At 48.9% G+C, this 26036-nt stretch carries 38 protein-coding genes; 9 read left to right on the plus strand and 29 right to left on the minus strand.

The features are described from left to right. Nucleotides 1-370 precede the first annotated feature (370 nt). From ACX1C1_RS21555 to ACX1C1_RS21575, 5 genes are all read right to left on the minus strand, one after another. Nucleotides 371-499, minus strand: coding sequence for a hypothetical protein (locus tag ACX1C1_RS21555; RefSeq protein WP_458954197.1), 129 nt, complete (start codon nt 497-499; stop codon nt 371-373). Nucleotides 500-542: 43 nt separating this feature from the next. Further along, on the minus strand, nt 543-992 hold the full coding sequence (locus tag ACX1C1_RS21560) for a hypothetical protein (protein WP_458954198.1): 450 nt from the start codon (nt 990-992) through the stop codon (nt 543-545). A gap of 194 nt (nt 993-1186) precedes the next feature. Beyond that, nucleotides 1187-1669, minus strand: coding sequence for a hypothetical protein (locus ACX1C1_RS21565; protein ID WP_458954199.1), 483 nt, complete (start codon nt 1667-1669; stop codon nt 1187-1189). Nucleotides 1670-1769: 100 nt separating this feature from the next. After that, nucleotides 1770-2120 carry a LexA family protein gene (locus ACX1C1_RS21570; protein WP_458954200.1) on the minus strand — a complete coding sequence of 117 codons (351 nt, stop codon included), beginning with the start codon at nt 2118-2120 and terminating at the stop codon, nt 1770-1772. Beyond that, complete coding sequence (locus ACX1C1_RS21575; protein WP_458954201.1) at nt 2117-2551, minus strand: ASCH domain-containing protein; 435 nt, start codon at nt 2549-2551, stop codon at nt 2117-2119. Before ACX1C1_RS21575 ends, ACX1C1_RS21570 begins: the two co-directional genes overlap by 4 nt. A gap of 323 nt (nt 2552-2874) precedes the next feature. Here ACX1C1_RS21575 and ACX1C1_RS21580 point away from each other — a divergent pair, with 323 nt between their 5' ends. Continuing rightward, on the plus strand, nt 2875-3336 hold the full coding sequence (locus ACX1C1_RS21580) for a hypothetical protein (protein WP_458954202.1): 462 nt from the start codon (nt 2875-2877) through the stop codon (nt 3334-3336). A gap of 676 nt (nt 3337-4012) precedes the next feature. On the opposite strand, the gene ACX1C1_RS21585 is transcribed toward ACX1C1_RS21580, so the two are convergent. From ACX1C1_RS21585 to ACX1C1_RS21690, 22 genes are all read right to left on the minus strand, one after another. Then, a complete protein-coding gene (locus ACX1C1_RS21585; protein ID WP_458954203.1) occupies nt 4013-4234 on the minus strand; it encodes a hypothetical protein in 222 nt (73 codons plus the stop codon). Next, nucleotides 4231-5265, minus strand: coding sequence for a hypothetical protein (locus tag ACX1C1_RS21590; protein ID WP_458954204.1), 1035 nt, complete (start codon nt 5263-5265; stop codon nt 4231-4233). The genes ACX1C1_RS21585 and ACX1C1_RS21590 overlap by 4 nt, the downstream gene beginning before the upstream one ends. A 6-nt stretch (nt 5266-5271) precedes the next feature. Next, nucleotides 5272-5688 carry a RusA family crossover junction endodeoxyribonuclease gene (locus ACX1C1_RS21595; protein ID WP_458954205.1) on the minus strand — a complete coding sequence of 139 codons (417 nt, stop codon included), beginning with the start codon at nt 5686-5688 and terminating at the stop codon, nt 5272-5274. An 88-nt stretch (nt 5689-5776) separates the two neighbouring features. Continuing rightward, entirely contained in the window at nt 5777-7216 is a 1440-nt protein-coding gene (gene dnaB, locus ACX1C1_RS21600) for a replicative DNA helicase (RefSeq protein WP_458954206.1), read from the minus strand. Then, complete coding sequence (locus ACX1C1_RS21605; RefSeq protein WP_458954207.1) at nt 7209-7553, minus strand: hypothetical protein; 345 nt, start codon at nt 7551-7553, stop codon at nt 7209-7211. The genes dnaB and ACX1C1_RS21605 overlap by 8 nt, the downstream gene beginning before the upstream one ends. Then, a complete protein-coding gene (locus tag ACX1C1_RS21610) occupies nt 7531-8427 on the minus strand; it encodes a winged helix-turn-helix domain-containing protein (protein ID WP_458954208.1) in 897 nt (298 codons plus the stop codon). The genes ACX1C1_RS21605 and ACX1C1_RS21610 overlap by 23 nt, the downstream gene beginning before the upstream one ends. 11 nt (nt 8428-8438) lie before the next feature. After that, complete coding sequence (locus ACX1C1_RS21615) at nt 8439-8591, minus strand: DUF6906 family protein (protein WP_458954209.1); 153 nt, start codon at nt 8589-8591, stop codon at nt 8439-8441. Next, nucleotides 8588-8866: a hypothetical protein gene (locus ACX1C1_RS21620; protein WP_458954210.1), complete on the minus strand. Its 279-nt coding sequence runs from the start codon at nt 8864-8866 to the stop codon at nt 8588-8590. Before ACX1C1_RS21620 ends, ACX1C1_RS21615 begins: the two co-directional genes overlap by 4 nt. Beyond that, nucleotides 8863-9096: a hypothetical protein gene (locus tag ACX1C1_RS21625; protein WP_458954211.1), complete on the minus strand. Its 234-nt coding sequence runs from the start codon at nt 9094-9096 to the stop codon at nt 8863-8865. Before ACX1C1_RS21625 ends, ACX1C1_RS21620 begins: the two co-directional genes overlap by 4 nt. Before the next feature lie 204 nt (nt 9097-9300). Then, nucleotides 9301-11835 (minus strand): sbcc family protein, encoded by a 2535-nt coding sequence (locus ACX1C1_RS21630; RefSeq protein ID WP_458954212.1) that lies wholly within the window; start codon nt 11833-11835, stop codon nt 9301-9303. Then, nucleotides 11832-13013, minus strand: a complete 1182-nt coding sequence (locus ACX1C1_RS21635; RefSeq protein ID WP_458954213.1) for a metallophosphoesterase family protein — start codon at nt 13011-13013, stop codon at nt 11832-11834. The genes ACX1C1_RS21630 and ACX1C1_RS21635 overlap by 4 nt, the downstream gene beginning before the upstream one ends. Then, nucleotides 13010-13996 carry a hypothetical protein gene (locus ACX1C1_RS21640; protein WP_458954214.1) on the minus strand — a complete coding sequence of 329 codons (987 nt, stop codon included), beginning with the start codon at nt 13994-13996 and terminating at the stop codon, nt 13010-13012. The genes ACX1C1_RS21635 and ACX1C1_RS21640 overlap by 4 nt, the downstream gene beginning before the upstream one ends. Then, nucleotides 13997-14326 (minus strand): hypothetical protein, encoded by a 330-nt coding sequence (locus ACX1C1_RS21645; RefSeq protein WP_458954215.1) that lies wholly within the window; start codon nt 14324-14326, stop codon nt 13997-13999. 314 nt (nt 14327-14640) lie between these two features. Continuing rightward, the gene (locus ACX1C1_RS21650) at nt 14641-14793 is read right to left on the minus strand and encodes a hypothetical protein (RefSeq protein WP_458954216.1); all 153 of its coding nucleotides are present in this window, start codon (nt 14791-14793) and stop codon (nt 14641-14643) included. Further along, complete coding sequence (locus tag ACX1C1_RS21655; RefSeq protein WP_458954217.1) at nt 14747-15013, minus strand: hypothetical protein; 267 nt, start codon at nt 15011-15013, stop codon at nt 14747-14749. Before ACX1C1_RS21655 ends, ACX1C1_RS21650 begins: the two co-directional genes overlap by 47 nt. 145 nt (nt 15014-15158) lie before the next feature. After that, nucleotides 15159-15461, minus strand: a complete 303-nt coding sequence (locus ACX1C1_RS21660) for a hypothetical protein (RefSeq protein ID WP_458954218.1) — start codon at nt 15459-15461, stop codon at nt 15159-15161. Between the two features lie 21 nt (nt 15462-15482). Continuing rightward, on the minus strand, nt 15483-15734 hold the full coding sequence (locus ACX1C1_RS21665; RefSeq protein WP_458954219.1) for a hypothetical protein: 252 nt from the start codon (nt 15732-15734) through the stop codon (nt 15483-15485). A gap of 5 nt (nt 15735-15739) precedes the next feature. Further along, the gene (locus ACX1C1_RS21670; protein ID WP_458954220.1) at nt 15740-16000 is read right to left on the minus strand and encodes a helix-turn-helix domain-containing protein; all 261 of its coding nucleotides are present in this window, start codon (nt 15998-16000) and stop codon (nt 15740-15742) included. Between the two features lie 149 nt (nt 16001-16149). After that, nucleotides 16150-16293: a hypothetical protein gene (locus tag ACX1C1_RS21675; protein WP_458954221.1), complete on the minus strand. Its 144-nt coding sequence runs from the start codon at nt 16291-16293 to the stop codon at nt 16150-16152. Between the two features lie 20 nt (nt 16294-16313). Beyond that, nucleotides 16314-16592, minus strand: a complete 279-nt coding sequence (locus ACX1C1_RS21680; RefSeq protein WP_458954222.1) for an excisionase family DNA-binding protein — start codon at nt 16590-16592, stop codon at nt 16314-16316. A 12-nt stretch (nt 16593-16604) separates the two neighbouring features. After that, a complete protein-coding gene (locus ACX1C1_RS21685) occupies nt 16605-16796 on the minus strand; it encodes a hypothetical protein (RefSeq protein ID WP_458954223.1) in 192 nt (63 codons plus the stop codon). A 16-nt stretch (nt 16797-16812) separates the two neighbouring features. Next, on the minus strand, nt 16813-17112 hold the full coding sequence (locus ACX1C1_RS21690) for a hypothetical protein (RefSeq protein WP_458954224.1): 300 nt from the start codon (nt 17110-17112) through the stop codon (nt 16813-16815). A 148-nt stretch (nt 17113-17260) separates the two neighbouring features. Here ACX1C1_RS21690 and ACX1C1_RS21695 point away from each other — a divergent pair, with 148 nt between their 5' ends. The 7 genes from ACX1C1_RS21695 to ACX1C1_RS21725 all read left to right on the plus strand — a co-directional run bounded on the left by ACX1C1_RS21695 (nt 17261) and on the right by ACX1C1_RS21725 (nt 22236). Beyond that, nucleotides 17261-17704 (plus strand): helix-turn-helix domain-containing protein, encoded by a 444-nt coding sequence (locus ACX1C1_RS21695; RefSeq protein ID WP_458954225.1) that lies wholly within the window; start codon nt 17261-17263, stop codon nt 17702-17704. A gap of 39 nt (nt 17705-17743) precedes the next feature. Next, nucleotides 17744-19126, plus strand: coding sequence for a DUF4041 domain-containing protein (locus ACX1C1_RS21700; protein WP_458954226.1), 1383 nt, complete (start codon nt 17744-17746; stop codon nt 19124-19126). Nucleotides 19127-19150: 24 nt separating this feature from the next. Next, the gene (locus ACX1C1_RS21705; RefSeq protein WP_458954227.1) at nt 19151-19399 is read left to right on the plus strand and encodes a zinc ribbon domain-containing protein; all 249 of its coding nucleotides are present in this window, start codon (nt 19151-19153) and stop codon (nt 19397-19399) included. Nucleotides 19400-19476: 77 nt separating this feature from the next. Further along, entirely contained in the window at nt 19477-19767 is a 291-nt protein-coding gene (locus ACX1C1_RS21710) for a hypothetical protein (protein WP_458954228.1), read from the plus strand. A 77-nt stretch (nt 19768-19844) separates the two neighbouring features. Then, nucleotides 19845-20459 carry an ImmA/IrrE family metallo-endopeptidase gene (locus tag ACX1C1_RS21715; RefSeq protein WP_458954229.1) on the plus strand — a complete coding sequence of 205 codons (615 nt, stop codon included), beginning with the start codon at nt 19845-19847 and terminating at the stop codon, nt 20457-20459. Continuing rightward, nucleotides 20459-20818 carry a hypothetical protein gene (locus ACX1C1_RS21720; protein ID WP_458954230.1) on the plus strand — a complete coding sequence of 120 codons (360 nt, stop codon included), beginning with the start codon at nt 20459-20461 and terminating at the stop codon, nt 20816-20818. Before ACX1C1_RS21715 ends, ACX1C1_RS21720 begins: the two co-directional genes overlap by 1 nt. Nucleotides 20819-20829: 11 nt before the next feature. Further along, entirely contained in the window at nt 20830-22236 is a 1407-nt protein-coding gene (locus ACX1C1_RS21725) for a tyrosine-type recombinase/integrase (protein ID WP_458954231.1), read from the plus strand. Nucleotides 22237-22450: 214 nt separating this feature from the next. On the opposite strand, the gene ACX1C1_RS21730 is transcribed toward ACX1C1_RS21725, so the two are convergent. Further along, nucleotides 22451-23446, minus strand: coding sequence for a MerR family transcriptional regulator (locus ACX1C1_RS21730; protein ID WP_458954232.1), 996 nt, complete (start codon nt 23444-23446; stop codon nt 22451-22453). A gap of 82 nt (nt 23447-23528) precedes the next feature. Between ACX1C1_RS21730 and ACX1C1_RS21735 the strand changes: the two genes are divergently transcribed. Further along, nucleotides 23529-24815: an amidohydrolase gene (locus ACX1C1_RS21735; RefSeq protein ID WP_458954233.1), complete on the plus strand. Its 1287-nt coding sequence runs from the start codon at nt 23529-23531 to the stop codon at nt 24813-24815. Between the two features lie 405 nt (nt 24816-25220). On the opposite strand, the gene ACX1C1_RS21740 is transcribed toward ACX1C1_RS21735, so the two are convergent. Continuing rightward, on the minus strand, nt 25221-25976 hold the full coding sequence (locus tag ACX1C1_RS21740) for a polysaccharide deacetylase family protein (RefSeq protein WP_458954234.1): 756 nt from the start codon (nt 25974-25976) through the stop codon (nt 25221-25223). Nucleotides 25977-26036: the final 60 nt, after the last annotated feature.

The raw sequence follows: 26036 nt of genomic DNA on the forward strand, positions 1-26036 counted from the left end.
ATCATCCCATGTCCAATAATCTATTTCCATAGGAAGTTTTGTCGAAAAGTGTCAAAATCGGGGCTCTGGTATTATTGAAATTCACCATTTACCCTGCCGACCCACCTGAAGCCCGCACTCAAAAAAAAGTCCGGATTCGGGCTCCGGACTTTCGATTGATCAACGAATGATTATGCCGTCTGGCGGAGTCTGTCCCCACTCGGCTGCTGTTGTGGCCACTTCAGCTTTAATCATGTCGTTGGAAAGATGCAGCGATTCATTTCGTAAGATCGTGCACTCCTAAGCCCGCAGCCGAAGATCCAGATTGCCCGACAAGTTCTTCTAGACGGCGTCACCTTCTGCAGTCCTCAACACAAGGTAGCAGACAGGCCTACAGCATCGTCGCACCAACACGCTGCCGCGAGTAATGCCGATCAGCAAACAGCCGGCAGGAACGATCGACTTTGTGCATCAGCAGCCACGATCCGTACTGAAGATTGTCGAGCATGATCTGGAGCATGGTAGCCGCTTCCTGTGTTGAGTTGGTTTTAAATCTGAAGGTGCTACAATTCTGGGAACATCATTTTAAATAACATGCTCCCAAAATTGCTTAATTTATTTGTCACATCAACGCCAGTGTTAAATTCACCAGCTTTTTTCATTGCCTTGCCATAAATGCTTTCTGCCTCTTCTTTATCTTTAGCATTAAGGATACTAAACATTTTCTCAAACAACAGATACGTTTCATCTCTAGCGACATTCCCTTCCTTAAGAAGGAATGCAATTTCAGATAAATTGCCTGTGTTTTTCTCAATACCACGCAATGCATTCAGAACTGAATCCTTATACTTTCGTTCTAGTTCCTCTTGTTCTTCTCTTTCTCTATTGATTTCCTCAACTTGGCGATCCAAATCGTCAAGCAAATTCTGCGTTATTACACTCGCTGGATTAAAAATTGGTAGCTGCAAATCTTTCATATTAATATTCAAACCGTTGAACTTCTCGTTAGACATACTTTTCCTCCGTTCACCAATATTTTCTACTTAATAGTAATTTACCCTACTGCAGGAGAAAAATAAATAGCCGCCCCTTTCGGAGCGGCAACGGAGGAGTGAGGCGGTTAACCTCGTATGGCACGCTATTAATATAACACGGAAAGACCGCCAGAAGACTGTCAACATGCAGTCATCTTACGGTCAGTTTCCGGTCAAAATTCCGCGCCGTCCTGCTCAAAGAACCCGAACAGCTTCAGTGAATTTGCGATGCTCTTCTCCCCATCCTTGATGTGTCGTCGGATCGTGCTTTCACTGGCGCCTTTCCGGAAGAAGAGGACCGTCTCCATGAACGAGTACCCCTCCAGATACCGGAATCGAACCGCCTTTCCAATCTCCTCGTCTTGTATCAGCGCTGCAGCCCTCTGGAGTTGACGCGTATAGAATTGATACTGCTCATATACCCAGCGTTGCTTCTCCGCCAGGACCGCGGCATTCGCCGTCTTGTCGGCATGCAGATCCTCCTGATCGATGCGACGAGCAACCTCCCCATCAACGGCCGTCTGTCGCATCTCTTCGCCATATTTTTCGAAGTCTGCTATCAGCAATTTCATACTCTTGTATTTGCCGAGTAGGAATTTCGTGCGCTGGACCTCCGCGTCCGTCGCAGTCGGAAATAATTCTGTTTGCCATACCATCGCCATTCCTCCTCACCATCCCCCGATATGATATAATGATGGTGAGTTTAAAACCGTGAAGTCCCCCACGCCGCTGCCAGGCATACGTGGGGGATTTTTTTTATTCTTCGATACCGAGTCCATATCGAGCTTGATGTTTCGAAAAGTCATCCGTAGAGATGTCGATTATGTTTCTAAGTGCTGCTTTCATACGAGCAAATTGAGCTGATTTCGTTTCCTGCTTTGATGAGACATTCTCCACTTTTATGATCCGAATCGTCCGTGGGCCAGAAGCTTCCTTACTGATGTAACCCTTCGCTACGAGCTTGTCCAGCAAAGAGTGCACCGTCGAACTGCTCTGATAACCCAGCGCTTCCGCTAACTCCCGCGTCGTCGGAGAATAACCTTTTTGCTGAATGAAGGTCTTGATACATTCCAGCGCTGCCTCCTGCTTCTTCGACAAATTCTTCATAGCATACCTCCATCCCAATTCCAGAGTCCCTGCTGCCCTTTGGCTGGGATCGCCTTTGGCAGCTCATACACCTCTCGCATCTCCCATGCATAACGGCCAGGCGTGAAGTCACCATACTCATATTCCGGTGAATAAACATAAACGCCGTTCTCTAGAATATATCCATCTGTCCATGTGTCCACTGATTTAATACAATCACTCAGGACGGCCGTAGCGATTATCGCCCCTGTTGGCAGTGAGTCTGACGTATAACCGTATTCTAAAAGCGCGGATCTGATGCGTTCATCTCTGAAGGCGTCCAGATCTAAATGCTTTGCTGCATGGATGGCAATCGGCCCACGATGTTTCGTCGACCAGCTACGCGTTTCATATTTCTTGGTACCTAGCGCGATTAATGTCGCCCACGGTTGGTGAATAGTTATTGCCTTCAAGCTATCATCCCCTTCATATAATCGTCGAACTGCAAAATACTACTTCAGAATCTTTTCGTGTTTTTGCGCACTGACTTCATCCCGTTACTTGTAGGCTTGAGCTTTGACCGCATCCGTTATCACACGCAGTTAACCTATCTGCTCCTCTATTAGAGATGCGCTTTTCCCTGCCATTTCAATCTCCTGTCCTTATGGTAGCATTGCGGCTCTCCTTTCTCGTATTTTCCATTAATCAACTATTTTTAGTACATAAGTACCTAGTAAAAATTTGGAACTAAATGATATTATGAACTTGCATTACATCCAACATTTAGGAGGAAAACATGAAAAGCATACTTAGAAGCAAACTAGGTAAAAACATCGTAGTCCTGTTCGTTGCCATTATTTCTGCCTTCACCTTGTCAGTAAGTACATCTTCAGCAACAAGCTCTCTGCCTTTTGATGTGAATATTACTTCTCCATCAGGTGGAACAGCTTCTTCACCTCAGATTTGCTACTGCGATGACACGATGATGTTATCGTGGACTCAAACACCGAATCTGCCAGTCCTTCTTTTTGCACAATATAGATATCAAGTCTGGAGCGTAGATCAGATGGCATATATCTACGATTCAGGTTGGAAGAATCAGCCTAATTCCAATGCAACCAATGTTGGGATTATGGTTAAGAATCTCCCTCAGAACGAGAGACTTCAATTCATATTAGAAGTAACTGGATTTAACGGATCTTCTATTCTGAACATCGCGGCATCGAGTGGAACCTTTAAACTGCTTCCGAGTATTTAATGGATTGGGCCCTGTAAGGGCCCTTTTCTATTGGAGTCCAAGTTCCTCAGCACTGTGTTTCATAGTTTGGTCGAACTGCGACATAATACTAGTTACTGGAGAAGCACATTAAACTAATGAGTTGAATAGTTCCAATATGTGGTATCATATAATACATAATAATACGGTTGCTTAGGGGGGATAAGGTGAAATACTGGGGATATGTTAGTATCCTTTCATCTCTAGGAACTATAGTGCTATGGCTAATTCTAAACTTCAATAACCCATATAATTCTGCTCAAACAGATAATGAAGTGATAATAAAGACGGGAGCATTTCTTATAGTTCCAGCTTTTGTTGCAGTATTAGGCACGATTATTAAGAAACGATTCCTCCTGTTCATCGCATTTTTCTGGTCGTTACCTGTAAGCCTCTACCTTGCTATGACGCCTAGTATTTTTAAGTTATTTTTAGCTACTTCATTTTGTTATCTTTTGGCAGGAATTCTGTTGGGAAAGAGAACTTCGACGTTAAGTAATTCCGGTAACAGTTAATTATCCGGGAAACGATAGTTTAATTGGCCGCCTTACAGAGGCGGTTTTCTTATTCCCTTTGTCGCAATATGAATCTGTTCCGCATTAAGCTGTTCGGGGCTGAACTATAGCCATTCTCCCTCTTTCCCATCCCCGCACCTTCATCAGTCCATACAGACGTATCCGGCTTTCGCCGTCTCTAAATGATCCTCCTCGAACGGCTTGATCGTCAGGGCCACGCCCTCGAGTATAATCGTCTGCTGCGCTTTAATCGTTTTCATCTGCTCGACCATCTGCAGAGGCACGACCGTAAGGCCGTGCTCCTGCAGCTTGCGTACGTTCCTAGGACCGATGGCTTGCTCGGCCCACTTCTTTAACTGACTCATGCGGCGCCACCTCTCGATTCCGCAACGCGCTTCTTGTACTTCGACCAGGCTGCACTCAGTAAAGTGCTTCTTGTTCCGATAGAGGCGGCAATCTCCATCCACGTTTCACCGGATTTCTTTCGCTCGAGCAACTTAGGAAAATCAAATGGGATGTCTTCGAAGGTTGGCTTCTCGGCCAGAATGATTGCTTCCACGTCCACCGGATCGCTCGGTTCTTCAGGAGTATCAGCTTCAACTGGTTGAGACTTCGGATCCTCACCCTCCATAATCGAGCGTTCCCAATCCGAAAGCTCGTCTTCGTTGTTGCCAGCTTGTTGCTGCTCTTCGTTGTCTTCCATCTCGATATCGTCTTCGGGATCTGCCGGTCCCTCTTGATTCCCTTGGCCAGCACCATCGTCTCCGGATTCTGCAGGCTCATCGTCTGCATCTACATCGTCATCGTCATTATCTTCCTTATCCTGCTGCTCACCTTTTGCCTGGCGCCATTCGTCCCACTTGGCGGCTAACGGCGCGACGCGGGAACGGTAATCATCGATCAAATCCACGATCTTGCCGCTGCTCAGGCCATACTCGTTAGCGAGTCGCGAGTAAGTGTCCCCTTCTTCCAGACGTGCAACCCACGCGTAGAACGGCCAAGGTAGATCGTCAAAGGACGGAGCGAGAAGTGCGAGAATGAATTCATCCACTACTTCGCGGCTGATCTCCTCCGGCACGTCTGCGATCGGATCCGCCTTACTAGCGATCCCGAGGTTCATTTCCATTTGTTCGCCTTCCGGTTGCACCTCGGATACGACGCCTTGTTCATCGACGCGGTACGACCGGATCGGCTTTTCGGTCCGAGTATTGATCTGGACATTGTAGCGGACGATCTCAGAATCGATGGCGATGGCCACGCGACCATCCAGCATCTCTGACAGCATGTCAATCTTGCCATGCAGTGCTCCGTCCGAAACCTCCAGTACGATCTCCTTCACGCCTTTCGGCTTCAGGTTGATTTTCTTCAGCAATGCCTTAAATTCTGTATGCGACATGAACAGTCACGCTCCCAATTGTCGAATGGTAACCTCGATACGAGGCTTGAAACTATATCGCTTGCGGGCATATGCATCGACGACTTGGCTATCATCCACCCACATGACTCCCTTTAGCGCATCCTTGACGCCCTTCAGGTAGTTGTCCGCGTCCGGTTTGGACACCGGATATAACTCGCCGGCTTCCGCGGCGGCTGCCTTTCGCTTGCTAAAGCTCTTTGGTATGGACCGATAAGCGATAACCATGACGGCCAGCGGCCCCTCTAGCAGCTTCGGCGGCGCGTGTTCGGCTGCCGCGATCTTTACGTAATCCTTGTAATCACGGCTCTTTTTAGGATCATACATCCGGACGAATCCCCCCTGAGTAGACGCCCGGGGCCGCCCCTGCGCTACCGGCTCTCCGAAAACTGTAAATTTGATCATGCGCTGCGCCTCCTCTCGCGAGGCGGCCGAAGCGTATACACCTCGCCAATCACCTTACCGTTGTGCCAAATGAGTTGCCTTCGATACTTCATGCGCCTTTTTCCCCTCCTCCGTACATATCCGGGATCCGCTTGCACCTCGGATCTTCCGGCATATCCGGTGATGTGCTGTACGTGCGCTCCAGATTGACGAATTTGTTAAAGTTCTTGAGGAACACTAATTCCACCGTGCCAACTGGGCCGTTCCGCTGCTTGGATATGATGATCTCGATGATGTTCTTCTTCTCCGACTCCTTGTCGTAGTAGTCGTCCCTGTAGAGGAACGCCACGATGTCGGCATCCTGCTCGATCGCGCCAGACTCACGAAGGTCGGACATCATCGGGCGCTTGTCCTGCCGTTGCTCGACGCCGCGGCTGAGCTGGGACAATGCGATCACCGGCACCTCGAGCTCCCGAGCAATCTGCTTGAGCGTCCGGCTGATCTGAGAAACCTCTTCCTGACGGTTCGCTCCGCGGCGGCCGCCACCCTGGATGAGCTGCAGGTAGTCGATCAGGATCATGCCGAGTCCGCGCTCCTTCTTCAGCCGCCGGCACTTGGCGCGGATCTCATTGACCGTGATGCCCGGCGTATCGTCGATTTGGATGACGGCGTCGGCCAGCGAACCGATGGCCATCGTCATGCGATCCCAATCGTCATTCTCAAAACGTCCGGTCCGCATCCGGCTGCCGTCGATTTGCCCTTCTGCGCATATCATCCGTTGTACGAGCTGCGCCGCGGACATCTCCAACGAGAAGATCGCGACGGTTTCCTTCGCTCGCACACCGACATTCTGGGCGATGTTAAGAGCGAACGCCGTCTTGCCAACGGAAGGCCGGGCGGCGACGATGATCAGATCGTTCCTTTGGAAGCCCGCTGTCATACGGTCTAGATCGTCAAAACCGGAAGGGATGCCGGTGACTCCTCGATTGATGTCCTTGGCGTTAAACCGTTCCTCCGCTTCCTCCCAGACCTGCATCAGCACCTGTTTCATTCCTACGAACTCCCGAGCCGGAACGGTCTGATCGGAGAGTTTCGATACCGCCGTCTCGGCCATTGCGATGAAGCCCTTAACGTCCTGCTCTTCGCCGGCATTGCGAAGCAGATTCAATGCCACGTCAACAGCCTGGCGCCGCAGAAACATCTCTTGCACCCGGCCGGCGTAATGGGTGACGTTAGCCGCCGTTGGAACCGATTCGGCCAGCTTTGCCAAGTAACTTACGCCACCGATCTTGCCGAGCTCCTCGCTATCTTGCAGACGAGCGGTTACTGTAACGAGATCGAGCGGTTGCTCTTCCGCCCGCAGTTGCCGCATTGCACGGAAGATACGAGCATGCCCCGCGTCGGAAAACTCTCCACCTTGCAACATGTCATCGACCACGTCGTATGCAGCTTGGTCAAGCAGGATGGCACCGAGAACGGCGTGCTCGGCTTGCAAATCAAATGGCTTTTCTATGCCCATTGCTTCCAGCAATCCTTCGCGGTCAAGCATTTGCTTCCCCCTTTAAAATCCGGCGCCCGCGATCCCAAAAGTCCGGAGGCGGCGAGGTGTCGGCTGCGCCCCATATGTTCAGATTGGCGAAGTGTGCCTCGGCAGCGTCCTTGCTACGCTGGGCATCCATCTGGTCACCAAGCCGGCCGCGGATATCCGCGATCGTTGGCGGGAATCGTTCGGACAGGAGATGCTTCTCCACGTTCTCCCTCGCAGCATCGAACGAAAAGTCGTGCAGATACTTCGCATGATGATCCACGCTAGGCGTACTAGAATCAAAACTAGGATAAGTGCGCTTGATTATGCTAAAAAGGTCAATGACCTGAAGCTTGTTCACGCTTAAGCTCCTCCTCTCGAAGTCGATCGAGCTCGTCCAGCTCGCGTTGTTGCTTGCTTTTGTATCCAGCAGACTGGTTGCCGGAGCTAAGGGCGACTGCTACGTGCGGCACCGCGGCAGTTATGGCTTTCGACTTCTCCCATGCATCGAAGATCCGCGGCACACAAAAGCTGAAGCTGCGAATCTCATCGCGGGAATGGCGTGGCCTGTACTCGTCGAAGGCTCGATCGATACAGGTCTTAATCAATGGGGACGGCACCCCCGCTGCCACCAACTGCTGAATCTCTTGAAAGTCGGAAGGACTTACGGACAAGCCCTTCCCCCTTCGCTGAACAAAATGACTTTCGATCTCGTTGATGAGTCGACTTTGTTCTGCCTCGTCCACTACAACTACTACAAGATCTTTTGTAATATCTTTTAGATCGGACACTTTTGTCCGATCACCCGGCGTCTGATCGGACATATTTGTCTGATCACTACCCGAAAATTCACAGTGATCGGACATTTCTGTCTGATCACTTTTATCTGATCGGACATTTTTGTCCGGGGCAAGGTTCGGGTATTTCTTCGAATTTTTGACAGACAAGATGAGTCCGCGAGGCGCCCTGGTTACCTTTATGTACTGATGCTCTTCCAAGGAGTTGAGCCAGCGGCTCACTGTCTTTTCACTAACGCCAAACTTCTCTGCCAACTCTGGCAGTTGCAGCGGCTTGTTCCCGAGTACGATGCCCCAGACCGTCCCCTCCTTCTCCTTCTCTGCTGTTGTGGAGCTGACACACCACAGGAAAAGCCATATCGCGCTGCCTATTCGTTTGTAATGTTCTGGCTCCAGCAGTCCGGAGTACATCGGAAAAGGATAGCTGTCTTGAGGCATCCTCTCATCCCCTAATTTGCAATGATCTTTTCAGTACCGACCTCTCGGTGGACTAAGTGCAGTTGCGTGGGCAGACTCTTGGCAACAAGCCAATTTTCAACGTTTAGGCCAGCCGCCTTGATTTGTGCTAACTGGCGCCGCGTCGGGCGCTTGCCGTTCTTCATAGTCGATCCTTTTTCAAATACAGCACAGATACATCAAACTTGCCTCTTATGCCGTAGCAGACTTCCATGCCTGTTTGTACACCGCGAGTCATTTCAGTCACGACAGCATTCATAACATCTGACATGCCTCCCGGCTTTACCATGACCCCGATCTGTGCCCCTAGTCCATACGCCAACGCCATAAGATGATCATGAATACCGTCAGCTCCATTTTCCGCCGCTTTGTCCAACAGCGATTCCATCTGACTAAAAACTGCTTGCCCAGCTTTATTCATATCGCACGCTCCTTCATGATTCTTTCTTTCCATTCCCGTGTCCAGTCGGGCCCTTTGCACTTACTTGCTAGAATCTCGAAATGGCGTCGGCCATTGCAAAAGGAGACAAACCGCTTAGTCCGCTCCTCGTAGTAGAATCCGTTTAGAATCGGCTCACCCAGGACGAATAATCCAGATGAATCGGGAGCAGGATCCTCCACTGTGAACAGGTCAATTTGCTGAGGAATCAAAGCATCTTCCTCCTCCGATCATCCTGTAACCATATAATCCGTTCTTTGTAACTGGCAGACTTCACTGACCAACCGGGATATCCAAGTGCAAAGTATACTCTCGCTTCGCGCTTGAATGCTTTCGGATCAGAATGAAAGAGCGCCCATATGCGCTCTGAAACGCCTGACCGGCATAAAGGAACTCCGAATTCATCGTAACGCGGATCAAGCAACGAGTACCTCAACGCCGCCATCAGCATTGTCAAATCGGATAACCTGATCGAAAGCGACCTGTGCATCTTCGATGTGCGTGATGACGAGTACTCTCTTAAACCGGCTCGCTACCGATTTGATAGATTCGAGGACGAGCACACGGTGCTCCGCGTCCTGACTGCCGAGACCTTCGTCGATCGTGAGCCACTCTACCTTACTGCCGGCGCGCTGGGCCAGTAATTCAGCCAGAGCGAAGCGGATGGCATAATCAATTCGTAGTTGCTCCCCACCGCTGAAAGTCTCGTATGGCCGCTCCGCTGTCCAGTCGCCGATCATGATGTCGAGTGTCTCGGACACGCCGGCGCGGGACTTGAGTTCCCGCTGCGTCTCAAAGCGGACGTAATGCTTGCCCTTACTCATCTGGTCAAGGATTTCATTGGCGATCCGCTCGAGCTGCGGCACAGCGTTTTCGATGATCAATGCCGGGATGCCATCGCGGCCGAATGCCTTAACCAATGTTTGATACCGGGTCCAGCGCAGCGCCTTCGGCTCCATTTCGTCGGAGATTCGGTCACGCTCCTGCTGATCGGCATCGAGTGCAGCCGACACTGCCTTGATCCCTCCGATCTGTTCGGCCAACGCAGCGAGCTCCCGCCGAAGCTGCTCCATTTTGGAATTGGATTGAGCAAGCTCCTGCTGCAGGCGTTCATAGTCCAGCGCATCAAGCTCAAGCCTAGACCGCTCGACGGACAACTCGTCCCGCTTAGCCTGTTTAACAGCGATGTCCCGATCGATGGCGGCGATGCGCTCCTGAGCGTTAACCAACATCTCCCGCGCTGCCGAAATCTGATCCTTAAGACGAGCCCACCGCTCGAGATCGGTGGCCTTCGCCGCCAACTCCGGCAGTGGCTCCAATGCAGATTCGAGCTCAATCGATTGTTGCTGCAGGGAGTCCCAACGTAGTCTTGAGGCTTCCATCCGTTCCGACTTGTCGGCCTTCTGTTGCTCCAACTGCTGTACGAGCTCATCTTTTCCGGCCAGTTGTGAGTATGCGATCGATGCCTCCCGCAATTCGTCCACTCGCACCTTGCAGGCGCGATGAGCTTCGTAATCATATTCCAATGCCTGCTGCTCGTCCTGTTTGGTGCCGATAGCTGCGGCAAGGCGGTTCAACTCCGTCAGATCCAACACAGCTAAGCGCTGCCGAAGATCCGGCAGTTCTGCAACCGCTGCGGCGGCGACCAGCTGGAACTTGCATGTCGGCAGGCAACCGTTATCATGGATGTGCAACTCCTGCTGTTCTAACGTGGAAATTTTATCGGATAGACGTTGTTCCTCAAGCGTTAGACGTGATTCTTCCCTGACCTTCTTCCCCGACAGATCCGCGATTTCGGCAGCCATCAGGTTCCATTTGTCCGCCTTCTCCTCGTAATCGCGAAGTTGCTGCGTCTCTGTCTCATGCTCATCGGCATACTGACGGAGCGTTTCTCGCCCTGCGAGCTGCTGTTGTAAGACCGTGATACGCCCGATGATTCGGCGCAGATCGTCCTCCAGTTGATAAAAGTCGGCTTGAGTAGCTGTTAGATCGAGACGAAGCCGATCAAGCTCCGGCTTCCGGGCCTCCAGAGCTGAAAGCTGCTGCTTGAGCTGATCAAAATCGGCGGACTTTTCCAGAATGGCCGCTTCGTTGGCCAGAATCTTGTCGGCGCGCTCGAGACGACCGGATTGAATGGTCAGCTCGTCTTTCAAAGCGGCGATCTCCTCACCGATTGCCGCGATCTCCCGATCAATCTGTTGAATACGCGCTTGTTTGCCTTTCAGCAAGGCAATCTGCGACTCGGACAACTTCAAGGACTTTTCTTCCTTCACAATCAGTTCGAGCGCAACGGCGTGCTGACCCTCGGCGTACCTCAATGCGTCGGCCTTCGCCGGACGATCCGCAAGGCGCTCATCAAGCGACAGAAGCTTGTCCTTGGCCTTCTCTATCTCGATGTTTAGCACTGAAGCCTTCTGGCGAGCACGCTCTTGCAGCTCCGGATACACGTTCAGCCCGAGAATCTGCGAGAGGATCTCCTTACGCTTACCCGCCGTAGCGCCGGTAAAGGCATTGGCCTGCCCCTGCAGGATCATGCTGGATGCAGTAAAAGTCTCGTCGTCCAGATTGAGCAACGAGCGAATGACCGCTTCTGTGTCGACGATCTTCTCCGCCGATCGGCTCTCCCATTGGCCGTTGACACGCTGCTGCAGTTCCAGCGTAGACTTCCCTTTGCCCTTCGTGCTGCGTGTCCGGATGGCGCGATACGCGTCACCTTGATGCTCGAACCAAAACTCGACGGACATCTCCTGCGCGCCGCGGCGGACAAGATCGTCCAGGCTGACGCCGCTGATCACATCTCCGAAAAGTGCAAAGCGCGGCGCCAGTGTGAATGCAGATGACTTGCCAGCACCGTTCCGGCCGGCGATCGCTGCCAACGAGACAGCCGACAAATCAATGTCGGCGTGTTCGATAGCTCGGAAATTATGAATAATAAGGCGTAGTGGAATCATGCTTGCACCTCCATCAGTTCCATCGTCAAGGACTGTAATTCGGCAATCTCCGTCGACACATGCCCTTGATTAGTCGCCCATGCTGACAGCGCCGACAGCGGCCCAAGATCTTCAGTCACTTCAGCGTCGCGGATTCGCTCCGTACGCTCGACCTCCGCGCGGATCTCAGCGACGAAGAAGGCACCAGCATCGTACAATGCCCGTTCGAGTGAGCGCCGATCGAAACACTTTTGCAATTCCTCTGAGCATGCGTACCGCATCCGGACGATTGCATTTTTAATTGAAGCAAAGTCGTCTACCTGACCATCCAGCCAAGCAGCGATATCCATGTCGCACCAGTCGATCGTTTTAAAGCGACGCGCTGGTGTCTCGATGAACGTTGATTCAAATCCAACGCCCGGGCCGTCTGCCAGCCACTCATGAATGTAGAAGCCCGGTGTCGTTTTTTCATCTCCGAAGTTGTGCCGTTCCGGGGCTCCTGAATAGAAAACGTTGTTGCCCGCTTTCTGTGGACGGTGAATGTGACCGAGACAGACCAAGTCAAACATGCTGGCCGCCTCGTCCGTTAGGATAGGCTCGTTTTGGAGCAGCGCGTCCTCAAAACCGGTATCAGCAAGGTCGTAGGTCAGATGTGACATGAGGATGACTGGAAGCCCGCTAACCTCTTCCCGCATCGTTGCGCATTTAGCGGTGATGTCTTCGGTCATCTTGAAGTGAAACTCGTGCGGCGGCAGGCCGGCGTAGCGCAGGTCAGTCGCAAACGAGGAACGGTTCATCCCAGGTAGACAAGCGACTAGGACTTCTCCGTCAGAAGGGACAGATGCAATGCCGGGCTCTGTGAAAACTTGAACGCCGGGAATCTGCATCTCCCTAATGAGGTGATAAGCGCTGATAGCGTCGTGACTCGGTGTGCCGCTGATGACCACAACTTCGACGCTGGCTTCGGAAAGGCGACGGAGCCAGGCGACGAACGCCTGAATCTCCGCCGTCGCCCGATCGATGAAGACGCGGGCGTCCTTAAATGCATCTCCGGCGAATAGTACCAGCTCGCAGTTTTCCTCGATGATGCGATCAGCCACCCAATCCATCGTCCGTGTAATGTCCGCGAACCGCGCAGCTGGGGTGGGGCCGGGATAACCAAAGCCCCAGTGGCTATCAGCTACGTGTGCAATCTTCATCGCAAGTCCTCCGGAAGGTCGTTAAAGTCGATGTTATCCTGACTGCCGCCTGCCTCGAGATAATCGCCAACAATCTTCCAGTCGGCCTCCGTTGTGATGTCCGAGATGACCTTCTTGATTGGTCTGCCGAGTGCATGGCTAGCTACGTCGGCCAATCCGTTCCAATCAAGTCCTTGTTGTTTCATGATGCCGAGAACTCGGTTTTTCTGAGTGGAGTTGCCACCACTAGCAGGCCGATTCCCAGCCTGTTGCTGGCCGCCTCCTTGATAACGTCCACTGTTTGCATTAGCGGTGCGTCCGCGTGACTGTTTGCGATCCTCCGCAGGCACATCAGCGTATTCATCCATTTCCGCCTCTTCCTGCGTAAAGATGCCGCTTGATCGTGTGCATTGAAGTGTCAGTCCAACATAGGCGCGTTTGTAAGCCATCTTCAGCACGGTGTTCCATTGTGAAAACAGGTCTTCATTCGGGATCCGGTAAGATCGATAGGGGCCATACGACCCCTCCTTTTCTTCAAAGAGCAGATCTTCCTTATCCAAATATGACGGAACCTTGTTCTCACCGACCCAACGGTACCGATATTTAGATTCGAAAGTGCTGCATTCCCCCACTCCCTCTCCTATAACGACGCCGCTGGCGCGGTGAACGAGCTGCAGCGTGAACTCGACCCGGTACCAACCCGTTTCGAAATCCCGATCTTCAACCTTGCTCTTTACCAGGGCAGCAAATCCATACAGTTCGCAGAGTTTCTCTGCTCCGGGCTTGTACAACGTCGCTTTTTGCGTGCCTGGCACGGTACCGAAGTCTTCATCCTTAACCATGATTTCTTTAAAGAAGACTTGTAGAAAATCGTATTTTTGTTTCATATCCGTCAACCTTTTGCGAAAATCTGCCACGCTCCCAAACTCGAGATCGACCAGTGCCCCTCCCCCGGTGTTTCCACCGGAGGATTGAGGCATCACCTGAAGAGGTGCCTCGGACAATTACGCCGCCCCCTTCAGCAGGTCGACGACAGCCCGCAGAGCTTTAAATTCGTCGCGGAGCCGACCAAGACGAGTGACAGCATTCTTCAAGTTGAGTTCGGCTTCGTCCAGATCACCGCGCTCGTTGAATGTCTTCTCTCTCGTTTGAGCTGCACGAATCTCGGCATTCTTGCCTTCAATTGCGTTTGACAGCAACAGCATATCTTCCTTAGCCTGCAGTGCACCCTTGGCACCTAACACAAGCAAATTGGCTTCGAGTACCGCATCTTCGGCCTCTCCGATTTCCGCTGGTAGCGCCAGCAATCTGTCCACGATCTGTTGTTTGTTCATAAGCTCCTCCTTGTCGCCCCCATAACCCTATGGTAGAATGGGGGCATCCATTAGTTTGTGAGCCCGCCTGCCAGCGGGCTATTCTTCGTTCTCGCAGTCTTCGCACGTCCGGGGGTATCCTGGTTCTTCCACGTCATCCATGTACAAACCGCATACCTGACAGCACAATCCACTCAAAATCATGTCAGCAGCTTCTCCCATGGAACGCCTCCTGTCTTATGTATTGATGCGTCAGCCGCATCTCCGAACACCGAACCGGGGGTGAGGTTCGATGCCCGGAGATGGCCCCGAATCACGTTCGGGACTCTCGCTTCTTACGAATTTTGATAAGCTTGCTCAGCCTCGCCTTCCGTCACCCTGTCCATCTCTAGATACATCGTCGCTTCCAGCCGCTGAATCGTATCTTTATCCAAACCTGCCCTACGCGCTGCGATAATCATGTACCCGATCGCTGTTCCGTTGGTCATGCTGCACACCTCCTTGCTCCACTGGTGGGTAATGCTCATCTAATACCATATTCAGCGTCTCATACGCCTCCCACATCACTGCAGGATAGCGACTCTTCCATTTCGCGAATTTCTCTAAATCCACACCGCCGCCCTTGGTGCAGCATTCATAGAAGGCGGAGATCCCTTCAGCAATTGTTGACAATTCACCAGGCTTGTCCGGATTCGGAATATAAGGCATCAATGGTCCTCCTCAACTAATTTTTTGATTGCCGCTCGCAACCATCTGGCTGACTGCCTTATGCAGGCGACGGAGCTGCTTGTCCGAAATTACTTCAGGATTGCGACAATGCCGACCCGTCTCCAGGGTTGCCGCGACGGCCTCCTCAACGGTGAGTCCCTTGCACCGGATCCGTGCAACCGCCATACAAATAGCAGCTCGCTCCGCCGCCGAGTTGATCCATCGAAATCGCATTACCACTCGCCTCCGCCGGCAGCCCGTAACGCACCGCCATGACTTGATAGGATGAAGCATGAAACGATTGCTTGCCTTCTGCGACTCGCCTTGCCAGCAGCCTGTACATACCGGCAACCTGCGGCGTCCGCTTACGATCTGCTTTCTCTTGAAGGGCGAGTATTATCATTTGGGCCTCTTGGCCATCGAATGAAATTGAGAATTTACCATCCATACGAAGATCTTCTCCCTTGCACTAAAGTCGTTCAGCAGTTAAAATGGACGACAAGAGACTCTTTAGACGTGTTCTCAGCTTCGATGCTCGCCCTGGCCGGCGGGCATTTTTCGTTTCAACCGCAGCAAACCGCTTCATACTATGCAAGTAAGCCTGCATCTCCAATTTCTTCGATGGATCGAAACGTTCCGGATGCTTGTCCATCCATTTCAGGTTATGGTCAGCGTTTCGCGCTGCCTGACTTGCTTCTTCAACCAGCTTCTCTCGTGACAAATCTATCAACCTCCCATTCCTGTAACTTGTAAAACCGATTGAATCATCGATACTCCATCCAACCCATAGATATAAGCGACGACGACTTCTCTCGCATTCGTGACATCCGCCCAACGGAAAAGCGTTTCAGCGTGCACTGGCTTGTGGTTCTTTTCGTATTTCGAAATACAACTCCTCGATAAGTTCAACAATTCTGCAAGCTTTTCTTGGCTGAAACCCGCGCGTTCGCGGCAGGCATGTAATACTGCTCCTAGTCCCATCTTCATGCAACTATCCTCCTTTCGTTCCACATTGGAACAGACAGGGAGCGCAATGCAGTTGTACAATTATCTTGTTGGTTATTTCCTCGCTTTGACCGCCTCGCAGCATCCCCCGCTGCATATCCCCACACCGGAGCCCGTCCCCCGGGCTCCCCTCAAATCTTTACAAGAAGGAACGAATGCTTCAGGTTGCCCCGTGTGACATCAAACAAAATCCATCCATCTCGCAGCCGTTTGTTCGCTTCTTCTTGATCCGTTGTTTCAAATAACTCCTTGACCTCTGTCGGGTGCACTTCCAAGCCACCAACTCCTTTTTACTTCAACCGACAATCCGAATACTCTCGCGCTCGCTGGCAGCCATAAAATCGTCCAATGTTTGTGGGCGGAGTAATATTCGGCCGGCCACGCGCACATGTGGGAGTTCCTTTTCTCGAATTAACTTCCTCACAGTGTCTCTATGCACTCCCATATAAACAGCAGCATCGTCAATGTTCATCGTAGCAGGCCGAATTTTCTGAGTTTGCTCGATCATCTGCGGCAGCACCGACTTCGAAAATTCGTAAAAGGCCGCTACTAAATCTTCCTTTTGAAATTCCATCCCCGTGCCTCCCTACTTTTTAAATGATTTCATGATAGATTCGATTTGATTCAGCTCTTCCGCGCCGGCGGCTACCTCGGCTGCGAATTGTCTGGCATTATTGACTATCCAAGACGCAACTTCGTTTTCCTTAACCTCGCTTGGAAGCGATAAGCCTGCTGTCGTTGCGAGCAACCGCTGAAAAGTGGCTAACCCTTGCCGCAAGCTTGTCCACCTCCTCTCATCCTGTATTGAGCTGCGAAACGTGTGGTGATTCTAATTTATATTCCTGCTGTATTTCGTCACATTCATGTGACAATAAGTCCAAAAAAAATAATTCCTCAAACTTTCTATTCGGAAAGCGTTGCAACAACTTTGCTATCACATCTTGACCCAGAGAAAATCTTTTGTCGTCCTTAGGTAATAGAATCCTCCACAGTTGGCTGCGCGATATACCAATATATTCTGCAAACTCCTGATCCGTCATCCCATTCTCATTTTGAATTGCCTCCAAAGCTCCCGGGATCAGTAATATTTTCACACGGGCACCTCCCTTCTACTGTTGCACGCTTGTTACAAATTCAATATACCACGACTGTAACACACATGCAACAATTAATTTCACGCGTGATACACATTTATGTTTCACGCTTGAAACATTAGATGATATGATAAAGCTGGTGATGACTATGGATCTTAAGGAGTTCGGGGTCTACTTTTCGAGACTTCGTGAAAAGAGTGGTTATTTAAGTCAACGTCAATTGGCAGATGTGTCAGGTGTTAGCCATTCGACTATAAATCGAATTGAAGCTGGTACGCATAAAGCTTCCCCATCAACTCTTAAGGATGTTGCAAAGTATTTGAAAGATGTAACATACGATGAATTGATGGCAAACATGGGCTACATCGAATTGGAAGAAAGCAACCTTAAACACAATGAAGATCCGTCACCTTCAAAAACTGAATCCAAAACTGCTGTCAGTGTCGAACCAGGAGTCTATATTGCATACTTGGGTGGCCCTCCAGAAGAAATGGATGAGGTGGAAGCTCAGCATATCAAGAAAGAGCTCGAGGAGTTTCGACGGTTTCGTGAAGAGCGTCGGAAGCGGCTGGAACAACAGAAGGATAAATAGCAAGTACCTCAACCGATGGGGATAAGTAGGGGTCTGAGAATGAGCTTTCTAGATATATTTCGAATTAAGAAACTTAAATCAGAGTTGAACGGATTGCGAAAGGACAATGATATCCTTAGTTCACTTATGAAACCGGAGCATCAGGAAATTGCCGATCTTATCCGAAAATTGAACTTGCTAAAGGAAGAAGAGGCTCGTACTATTTCAACAATCAATTCACTTAATGAAGATTATGCTAAACAATCTTTAGCAATTCAAAGCCAAATATCAACACTTAAATACCAGCATAACATTAAACAAAAAGAACTTTTGGTTCTAGATGAACAAATCATGTTGGAATCATTTGCATTATATGAACCAAAATTTAACTTTACGAATAGTTCAACTTTTAAACAACAGTTAGACACTTTACGAGAACGCCAAAAAGCAATGATTAAGTCAGGTACAGCGTGCACTGGAAGTACAAATTGGACTGTCAACAATAATAAAACAGAAGGTAAACGAATGGTAAACGATATGATTAAGTTGACCCTTCGTTCATTTAATAATGAATGCGATAGTTGTGTAGAGAACGTAAAATTCAATAATATCCAGACTCACGAAAGACGTATAAACGCTTCATTGGAAGCTCTAAACAAACTTGGTAAAATTATGAGTGTAAGCATATCCTCCGAGTATAAACGTCTAAAGATTCAAGAACTGTATCTGGCATATGAGTATCAACTGAAAAAACAAGAGGAAAAAGAAGAGCAACGTCAAATTAGAGAACAAATGCGTGAAGAAGCCCGCCTTCAACGAGAAATTGACGATGCTCGAAAAACTGTAGAAAAGGAAAAACGTCATTACTCTAATGCTGTCAACAAACTGACTAAGCAACTTGAAACATGTACAAACGAAGATGAGCGGGAACTGCTCATTAACAAACTAAATGAGCTTAGCGATATTCTAGGTGAAATTGAAATTCAGCTTAAAGATATCGATTACCGTGAAGCTAATCAACGCGCTGGTTACGTGTATATCATTTCAAATATCGGTTCGTTTGGTGAAGGTGTCTTCAAAATCGGAATGACGCGTAGACTTGATCCTTATGATCGCGTATATGAATTAGGCGATGCATCCGTTCCATTTAATTTTGATGTACATGCAATGATATTTTCTAATGATGCACCAAAACTCGAATCTGCACTCCATCGTGAGTTTGAAACAAAGCGATTGAACACTATTAATAAGCGGAGAGAATATTTCAATGTTACTATTGATGAAATTGAAACGATGATTAAACGAAATCATGATCAGACTGTAGAATTCATCAAGACTGCTGCAGCTGAAGAATTCCGTGAATCGCAGCTACTTAACAACCAAAATGCTGGATCAAAAGAGGTTCATACCGCACTTGAACAAGCTGCTGCAAGTAGACAGTAATAATTTTAGCAACTTCCCTAACCGATGGGGATCGACAAGGTGACAGCCGTGAAAAAGTGCCCTTACTGTGCTGAAGAGAATCAAGATGAAGCAATTAAATGCAAACATTGTGGGAGCATGGTGACGAAATCACCTTCGTCACCATCCACTCCACCTATCAGGACTGACCTGGGGCAAAGAGTCATCAAAGGTCAGCGCTGGGCGGTTGGATGTATAGTGATTCCTGTATGCGTCATTTTTATTGGAATTATAATTTTCTTAGCCACAAGATAGGATTTTTAGATTAAGCCAGCGATGGCTTTTCTTTTCCGCCTTATATACGAACGTACATTCTGGAATGAGGTGTTTCTATGCGATACCGTATTCAGGTCGAACGCGGACCTATGACCAAGATCGTCATCTTCCGTCCGGACGAAGCCGGCATACCCGACGAGCAGAAAACTTATTTCACTGAAGTAAAAATGGGCATGCTCGGTCAAGAAGATCCCGCCTCCCTCCTATCAATCGATGATTTATTCGTGGATGGCAGCCGTGTGGCCGTCGATCTGACAAAGTACCAGGCGCGCACTGGACGGGTAGCCCCACCATCATCAAATACCTGCAGACGAGTTCCGTGCATTCCTGGAACGACAGAAGCCTAAAGTTGAAGCGGAATAAACGCTTCATATATATTTTTACCAAATAATCGAACGTACGTTCTAATTCGGAGGGAGACATATTGATTTTTGACATGACACTTTACAGGCCGACCGAGCTGGAGCTGTGGATATGCCAGAAATATCAGGAAAGTGGAATTGTAACGCCGGCCGACTTGGATCTCGATCACATCGCGGATATTTTTTGTTCCATTGTAAGAACGACTGGCGGAAAGACAAAGGTTTACTATGATGATGTTGTAGGGATTATCTATTTGAACCAGTATGATGGTGCCAGTAAACAGCGAGCAGACTTTTTTCACGAGCTCTGCCACCCAGCTATGCATGCCGGTAGTCAACTCGGACTACCGCAATTATTCATAGAGCTTCAAGAGGCCCAAGCCGGTGCATTTCAGCAGTACGCTGCCATGCCCTATTACATGTTGGCAGAAATTAAGCCTTGTCACACTTATGATGAATACTATAACCTGCTGGCAGACGTGTTCCGGCTCCCTCTGCCCTTTGTCGTAAAGCGTATCGACCAAGTACGGCGACGAATGCTACAAGGACACCACGACCGAAACGCTTACGCTAGGCAGACCGGGATCACCTACCGCTATGGCTATTCGGAAGAGACGCTCCGCGTTTTGGATAAGCTCCATCAGCAGCTCAGCGATCAAAGGGGTGCGTTAGGCTAATGAAAATGTCAGTATATTATGATCTCGATCCAGAGATTGGACAATTATTTCCGGTTTGGCTTTTGCTCGAGCATCATTCATTCGATTGGAACAAGCCCCTCTTCATCTCGATCGCGGCCCCATTCGAACGTTTTTCGGTCGACCAGTTTGACCAGGACATTCTTGCACTTAGCGTTCCTGAGCATGTCTATGTCCGAAATGAGCTGGAAGTCGGCCTCAACATGCCGGCATTACGAATACATGCAGAGAAATATCTGGGTTTGCATTACGATGTTTACGAGATTCGAACGCTTCTTCTACGGATCGGCGACATTGAGGAGTGCTTGCAATATGACCTTCAAAATACTATTACATGGTGAGGTGAGTCAAAATGGCCAGCATCCAGCAACGCGGGAAATATTCTTGGCGATTGGTCATCCCTTTAGGCTACAATGCTAACGGAAAAAAGCGGACTCCCGCAAGAAAGCCATGCTTGATTACTGACACTTCGCTTATGCAGTCCATAGATAAACTGGACGAATTCGATCATTCGGTTTTGAAGTCAACCAAATCCCTTAATGACTTTTTGAAAAATTGTACCGATGCCAATCTCTTACGCCATGCTAAGAAATTGCAAAAGTTTTTTGATGAGCATCTATACAAGTTCAAATCAGAAATTGAAGATGGAGATACGTATAAAAAGCAGAAACGGTTCTCCTTCAAAGCATTCGGAGATTTTTGGAATGAAAATCACCTTCCGACGCTTGAATTCACAACTCGCAATAGCTATAAATACCATTATGAAACGCGTATACTTCCTTGTTTTGAATCGATGTACCTGGATGAAATCACAACGACGCATATCGTAAAATTTATGACTGACCTTCGCAATCCAGAAACAAAGTTCGGAAAGCGACGCAATGGCAAATCGGGACCTTTGAAATCAGCATCGCTCGTATTTGTATATCGTGTTATGAGGAGTATTTTTTCGAAGGCCGTCCAATGGAAAAAGCTTGATGAAAATCCAATGGAAGGCGTAAACAAGCCAGCAGAAGACGATGTTAAGAAACCGGACGCTTACAACGAAGAAGAACTGATACAGCTCTATGAGGCACTAGAACATGATGTGAATTTCGATCCTAGGTACAAGGAGCCTCGTTACCGAATGGAACGAATGATATTACAGGTGCTCGTCACTCTGGACACTACGACCGGCATGCGCCGTGCGGAACTACTCGGTCAAAAACGTAGCAACCTAAAATTCCATTACGATCCTGAAAGCGACATCTGGAGTTGTACGGGCACAGTCCTAGAAACGATCCCCGCTTTCAAAAACGGTGAGCCTGTAATTAAGCTCCCTAAGAACAACGAGCCGCGATCGATGGCCTACTCACCATCGATCGCCTATATGCTGCTGGAATACTGCAAGGTGTTGGAGAAGCATCTAAGAGCCGCACAAGGGCGCGAGAACGTGATCAGTAATGAGGAAGAAGATTATTACTTGTTCCCGAATCTGGCAACCGGAAAGCCGTTACACCCGTCAACGATCCGCAAAAAATGGGTCACTTTTCACGATCGCCATCCGCATCTGAGATATATACCTTTTCACGGTATTCGCCATACAGCAACAAGCATCATGATCGCGAAGAATGTACACAACCAGGCGATAGCAAAACGCCTCGGGTGGAAGAATGCGAAGATGGTGGATCGCTACAGCAAAATATTTGCGTCAGTGGATGCGGCATCTGCGGCCGTATTTGAGGATATACTACCTGCAAAATTAAAACAAAGAGAATAGTCTTGATTCGATGTTCTGGGGTTCTAATTGGGTTCTATTTTCTTCAATTGACCTCTTTTTTATTCATTCTTAGGCATAGAAATGGGCCGCCACCTACCACAAAACCAACATATTCGGCCACATTCACGCTAAATCATAATGGGAATCTTTCCTCTCCCATGAAAAGGGCTCCCGAAAGGGAGCCCGATTTTTTTGCAATCCCCTACCCGAGCCCCTACCGTATGGGAACAGCCAACACCACATGCAAACGTTCATTCACCTTCAGCTTCTTGGTGATATATCCGCACTCTTCGAACATATGAATGAGCTCGGAGATCGCAATATACTCCTCAACTGTCCATAGTGTTGTGCCATCCTCAATGTCCATCATCAAATCTGCGATACAAATACGACCATGCGGTTTCATGACTCTACGCATTTCTTGGATAGCCATCCGAATTTGTTCGCTCGTCAAATGATGCAGCGCAAAGCTTGAAACAACAAAATCAAACTTTCCATCTAGGTAAGGCAATGCCAGGAAATTTCCGAGTTTCGTCAACATATCAGGAAATTTCCGCTGACAAACCTTTAACATCTCCTTGGACTGGTCAACACCTTCCATTACAACACCTGCTTCGATCAGACGACCAAGCAAATTCCCTGTACCCGTGCCGATATCCAGACCTCGTTCACCATGAATGGGTGATACCCATTTCACGATGAGCCGCAGCGCTTCATCATAGTCCTTGTATTTGTGCTGACCTTCTTGAACGAGTTCATCGTGAACACTAGCTAAACCATCAAACCCCCACTTATCCTCCCAAGCCCGTTGTTCGCGCAATCTTCTTGAACCATCCGCCAACGTATAGATATCATCAAGCGGAAGCTCCTGTTTATCTTTCAGCGTTTCAATCATCTTGTCCGTTGTATCAATAATTTGTTTCATTTCGACCCACTTGGAAAACATCACCGACCTCTGGAGCTCCAACAAATAAGAAAGCTGCGAGCTTCCTTTCCTATCGATATCCGTTAACGCAGTCCGAATATCTCGAACCGACATGCCTGATTCCCTAAGCGCAATGATCGTCTGCAGATGCCATATGTCTTCTTCATTAAATATGCGATATTGATTATCTTCTTGTTTGGATAGCGCAATAAGTCCTTTGGCTTCGTAGAATCGAATGGCTCTTTGCGATATTTTCAGTTTATCTGCGACTTCTTTCATTCTCATGTGAAGGTGAAACTCCTTTAATCGCTTGACTATGACCTTACGTCAAGGTTTAGTATAAGCCTCAAATAAGGAGGCTGTCACGATGAAAACATGTATTAAAGGTGCGACGATCTTAACCATGCTAGAAGAAAAACCGTATATTGGAGACATTCTCATTGACGGAGACCGTATTGCGGATATTAATCCAGCCATTGATATCGAAGATGTACAAATCATCTCCGGCGCTGGGATGATCGCGATGCCCGGACTTATTAATGCTCACCAGCATACGCCTATGAGCCTGTTGCGAGGATTCTCGGATGATTTGAAGCTAATGGAATGGTTAGACAAGAAGATGCTTCCTGCTGAAGCGCGGATGACACCCGAGGATATTTATTGGGGGGCGAAGCTCGCCATGGCCGAAATGATTAGGTCGGGTACGACCGCCTTTGCGGATATGTACATCCATATGAACGAGATTGCACATGCGGTAGAAGAAGTCGGGATGCGCGCTTCATTGACTAGAGGCTTGGTATTCCTTGAAAACGACGGAGGCCGTCGCATGACGGAGGCAATGGATTTAATCGGTCGATGGCATGGCACTGCCGAGGGCAGAATTACGACAATGCTTGGTCCACACTCACCATACACCGTTCCTCCCCAGCCCTTTCGAGAGGTGATCGAAATCGCGTTGCTTAACAATATTCCGATCCACACGCATCTGGCTGAAACCAAAGAAGAGGTTGTGAAAATTCGAGAAAAGTATCATCAAACCCCTACCGAATATTTGTTTCACCTTGGCTTGTTTGAACAGGCACATGTACTTTTAGCGCACAGTGTTCATCTAAATAGGCGCGATCTTGGTTATTTGAAGGGTATAAAAGGTGGGGTATCCCATAATCCGGTCAGCAACCTCAAGCTCGGTTGCGGCATTGCACCGGTAACGGAATTGATGGCACATGGGATCACTGTCGGATTAGGTACAGACGGGGCAGGCAGTGCAACCACGTTAGATATGTTTGAGGAAATTCGCGCTGCCGCCTGGCTCCAGAAGCTGGATTTCGGAGATCCTACAAGGATTCCAGCCCATGTTGCTCTAGGCATGGCGACGTCTGGTAGTGCGGAAGTGTTGAACATTGGACATGAGGTTGGTACGCTGGAGGTTGGTAAGAAAGCGGACATCATCCTAATTAATATGAACAAACCGCATTTGCAGCCGATTCATAATATCCATTCACTTCTGACATATTGTGCAAATGGCGCAGATGTGGACACCACAATTGTAAATGGCAAAGTGTTGATGCAAGGCCGCAACCTGCTAACCATCGACGAAGACGAGTTAATGAAGCAAATATCGTCGCGGGCAGGACGAATCGTAGCAGGAATCTGACAACGCTCAACGTACATGTTCCAATCGATTATTTATAAAGCTCGTCTACACCAGACATCTCGTTATCCGCAATCTTTTTCAGCTCTCTACCTTTTTCTTGCGTATTCACGCAGTAGCATACAAATTCACTACCGCTTTTACCACCAAAGCTCCCTGAATCCTTGCAAAAAATACAATCGTAGACCATATGTACGTTCCTTTCTATGAATACTTAACGCCGCTAACTACCAGTACCCCAACCACCAACATATGAAACGGACCGTATCCCTCTGCAACACAAAAATCTGACGTCCGCATCCCGGACGTCAGATTAATTAACCATGTTAATTAACAGAAACATACCACCGTTCGCATGCAGCTGTTCATTATATGTCCGCCACCCATGTTTATATGACTTCGTAATTTTTATTCGCCTACGTCCCAATGATGCGCTTCATTTGATCGTTTAGACTTTACAAGTTCCGAGACTGTCACAAGTCGAAAACCGCGCGCTTTGAGCTCTGGCAGAATAAGTTTGAGTGCTTGATACGTTTGTGTAGATCCCTGTACATGATCATGCATGAGCACAATATCACCATTACGAGCATTGTCGAGAACTTTTTTGACGATGTAATCTACGCCAGGAGCTCGCCAATCCTTCGTATCTTGGTGCCAGGACCACAACGTCACCGTGTACCCGTATTTGCGGGCTGCATCAATTACACGATCGTTAATGAAGCCGCCGGGAGGTCGAAACCAAGGCGAATCCTGCCCCGTAATCTCTTCTATTTTTTGTTTCGTTTGTTTAATTTCTTGATCAATTTTCTCAGCGCTTTGGCTGCTATTTAAGAAAACATGGTTATACGTGTGATTGGCGACCTCATGCCCTTCTTCTGCCTCGCGTTTAATAATGCCGACATTTTTGTCAATACGGTTGCCCACAACAAAGAAGGTCGCTTTGGCATCGTATTCCTTCAACAAATCCAGGATCAACGGAGTCATGTTGGCATTCGGACCATCATCAAAGGTGAATGCCATCAATTGTTCGTCCGTTGTCACCTCCCATATCGCTTCGCCACGCCTTTCATAATAGTTGCGGTTATGCGGCTGTGAAGCAAACCCGCATAATACCAGACCAATCACTACACAGAATATACAAAGAGACCTGCCTCGCCAATTCATTCCAATTCCGCCTTCACATTCTTATTTTCGTCAAGATGCCGAATGTTGCCATATTGTGCT

It is taken from the genome of Paenibacillus sp. strain BS8-2 (genome assembly GCF_054483835.1).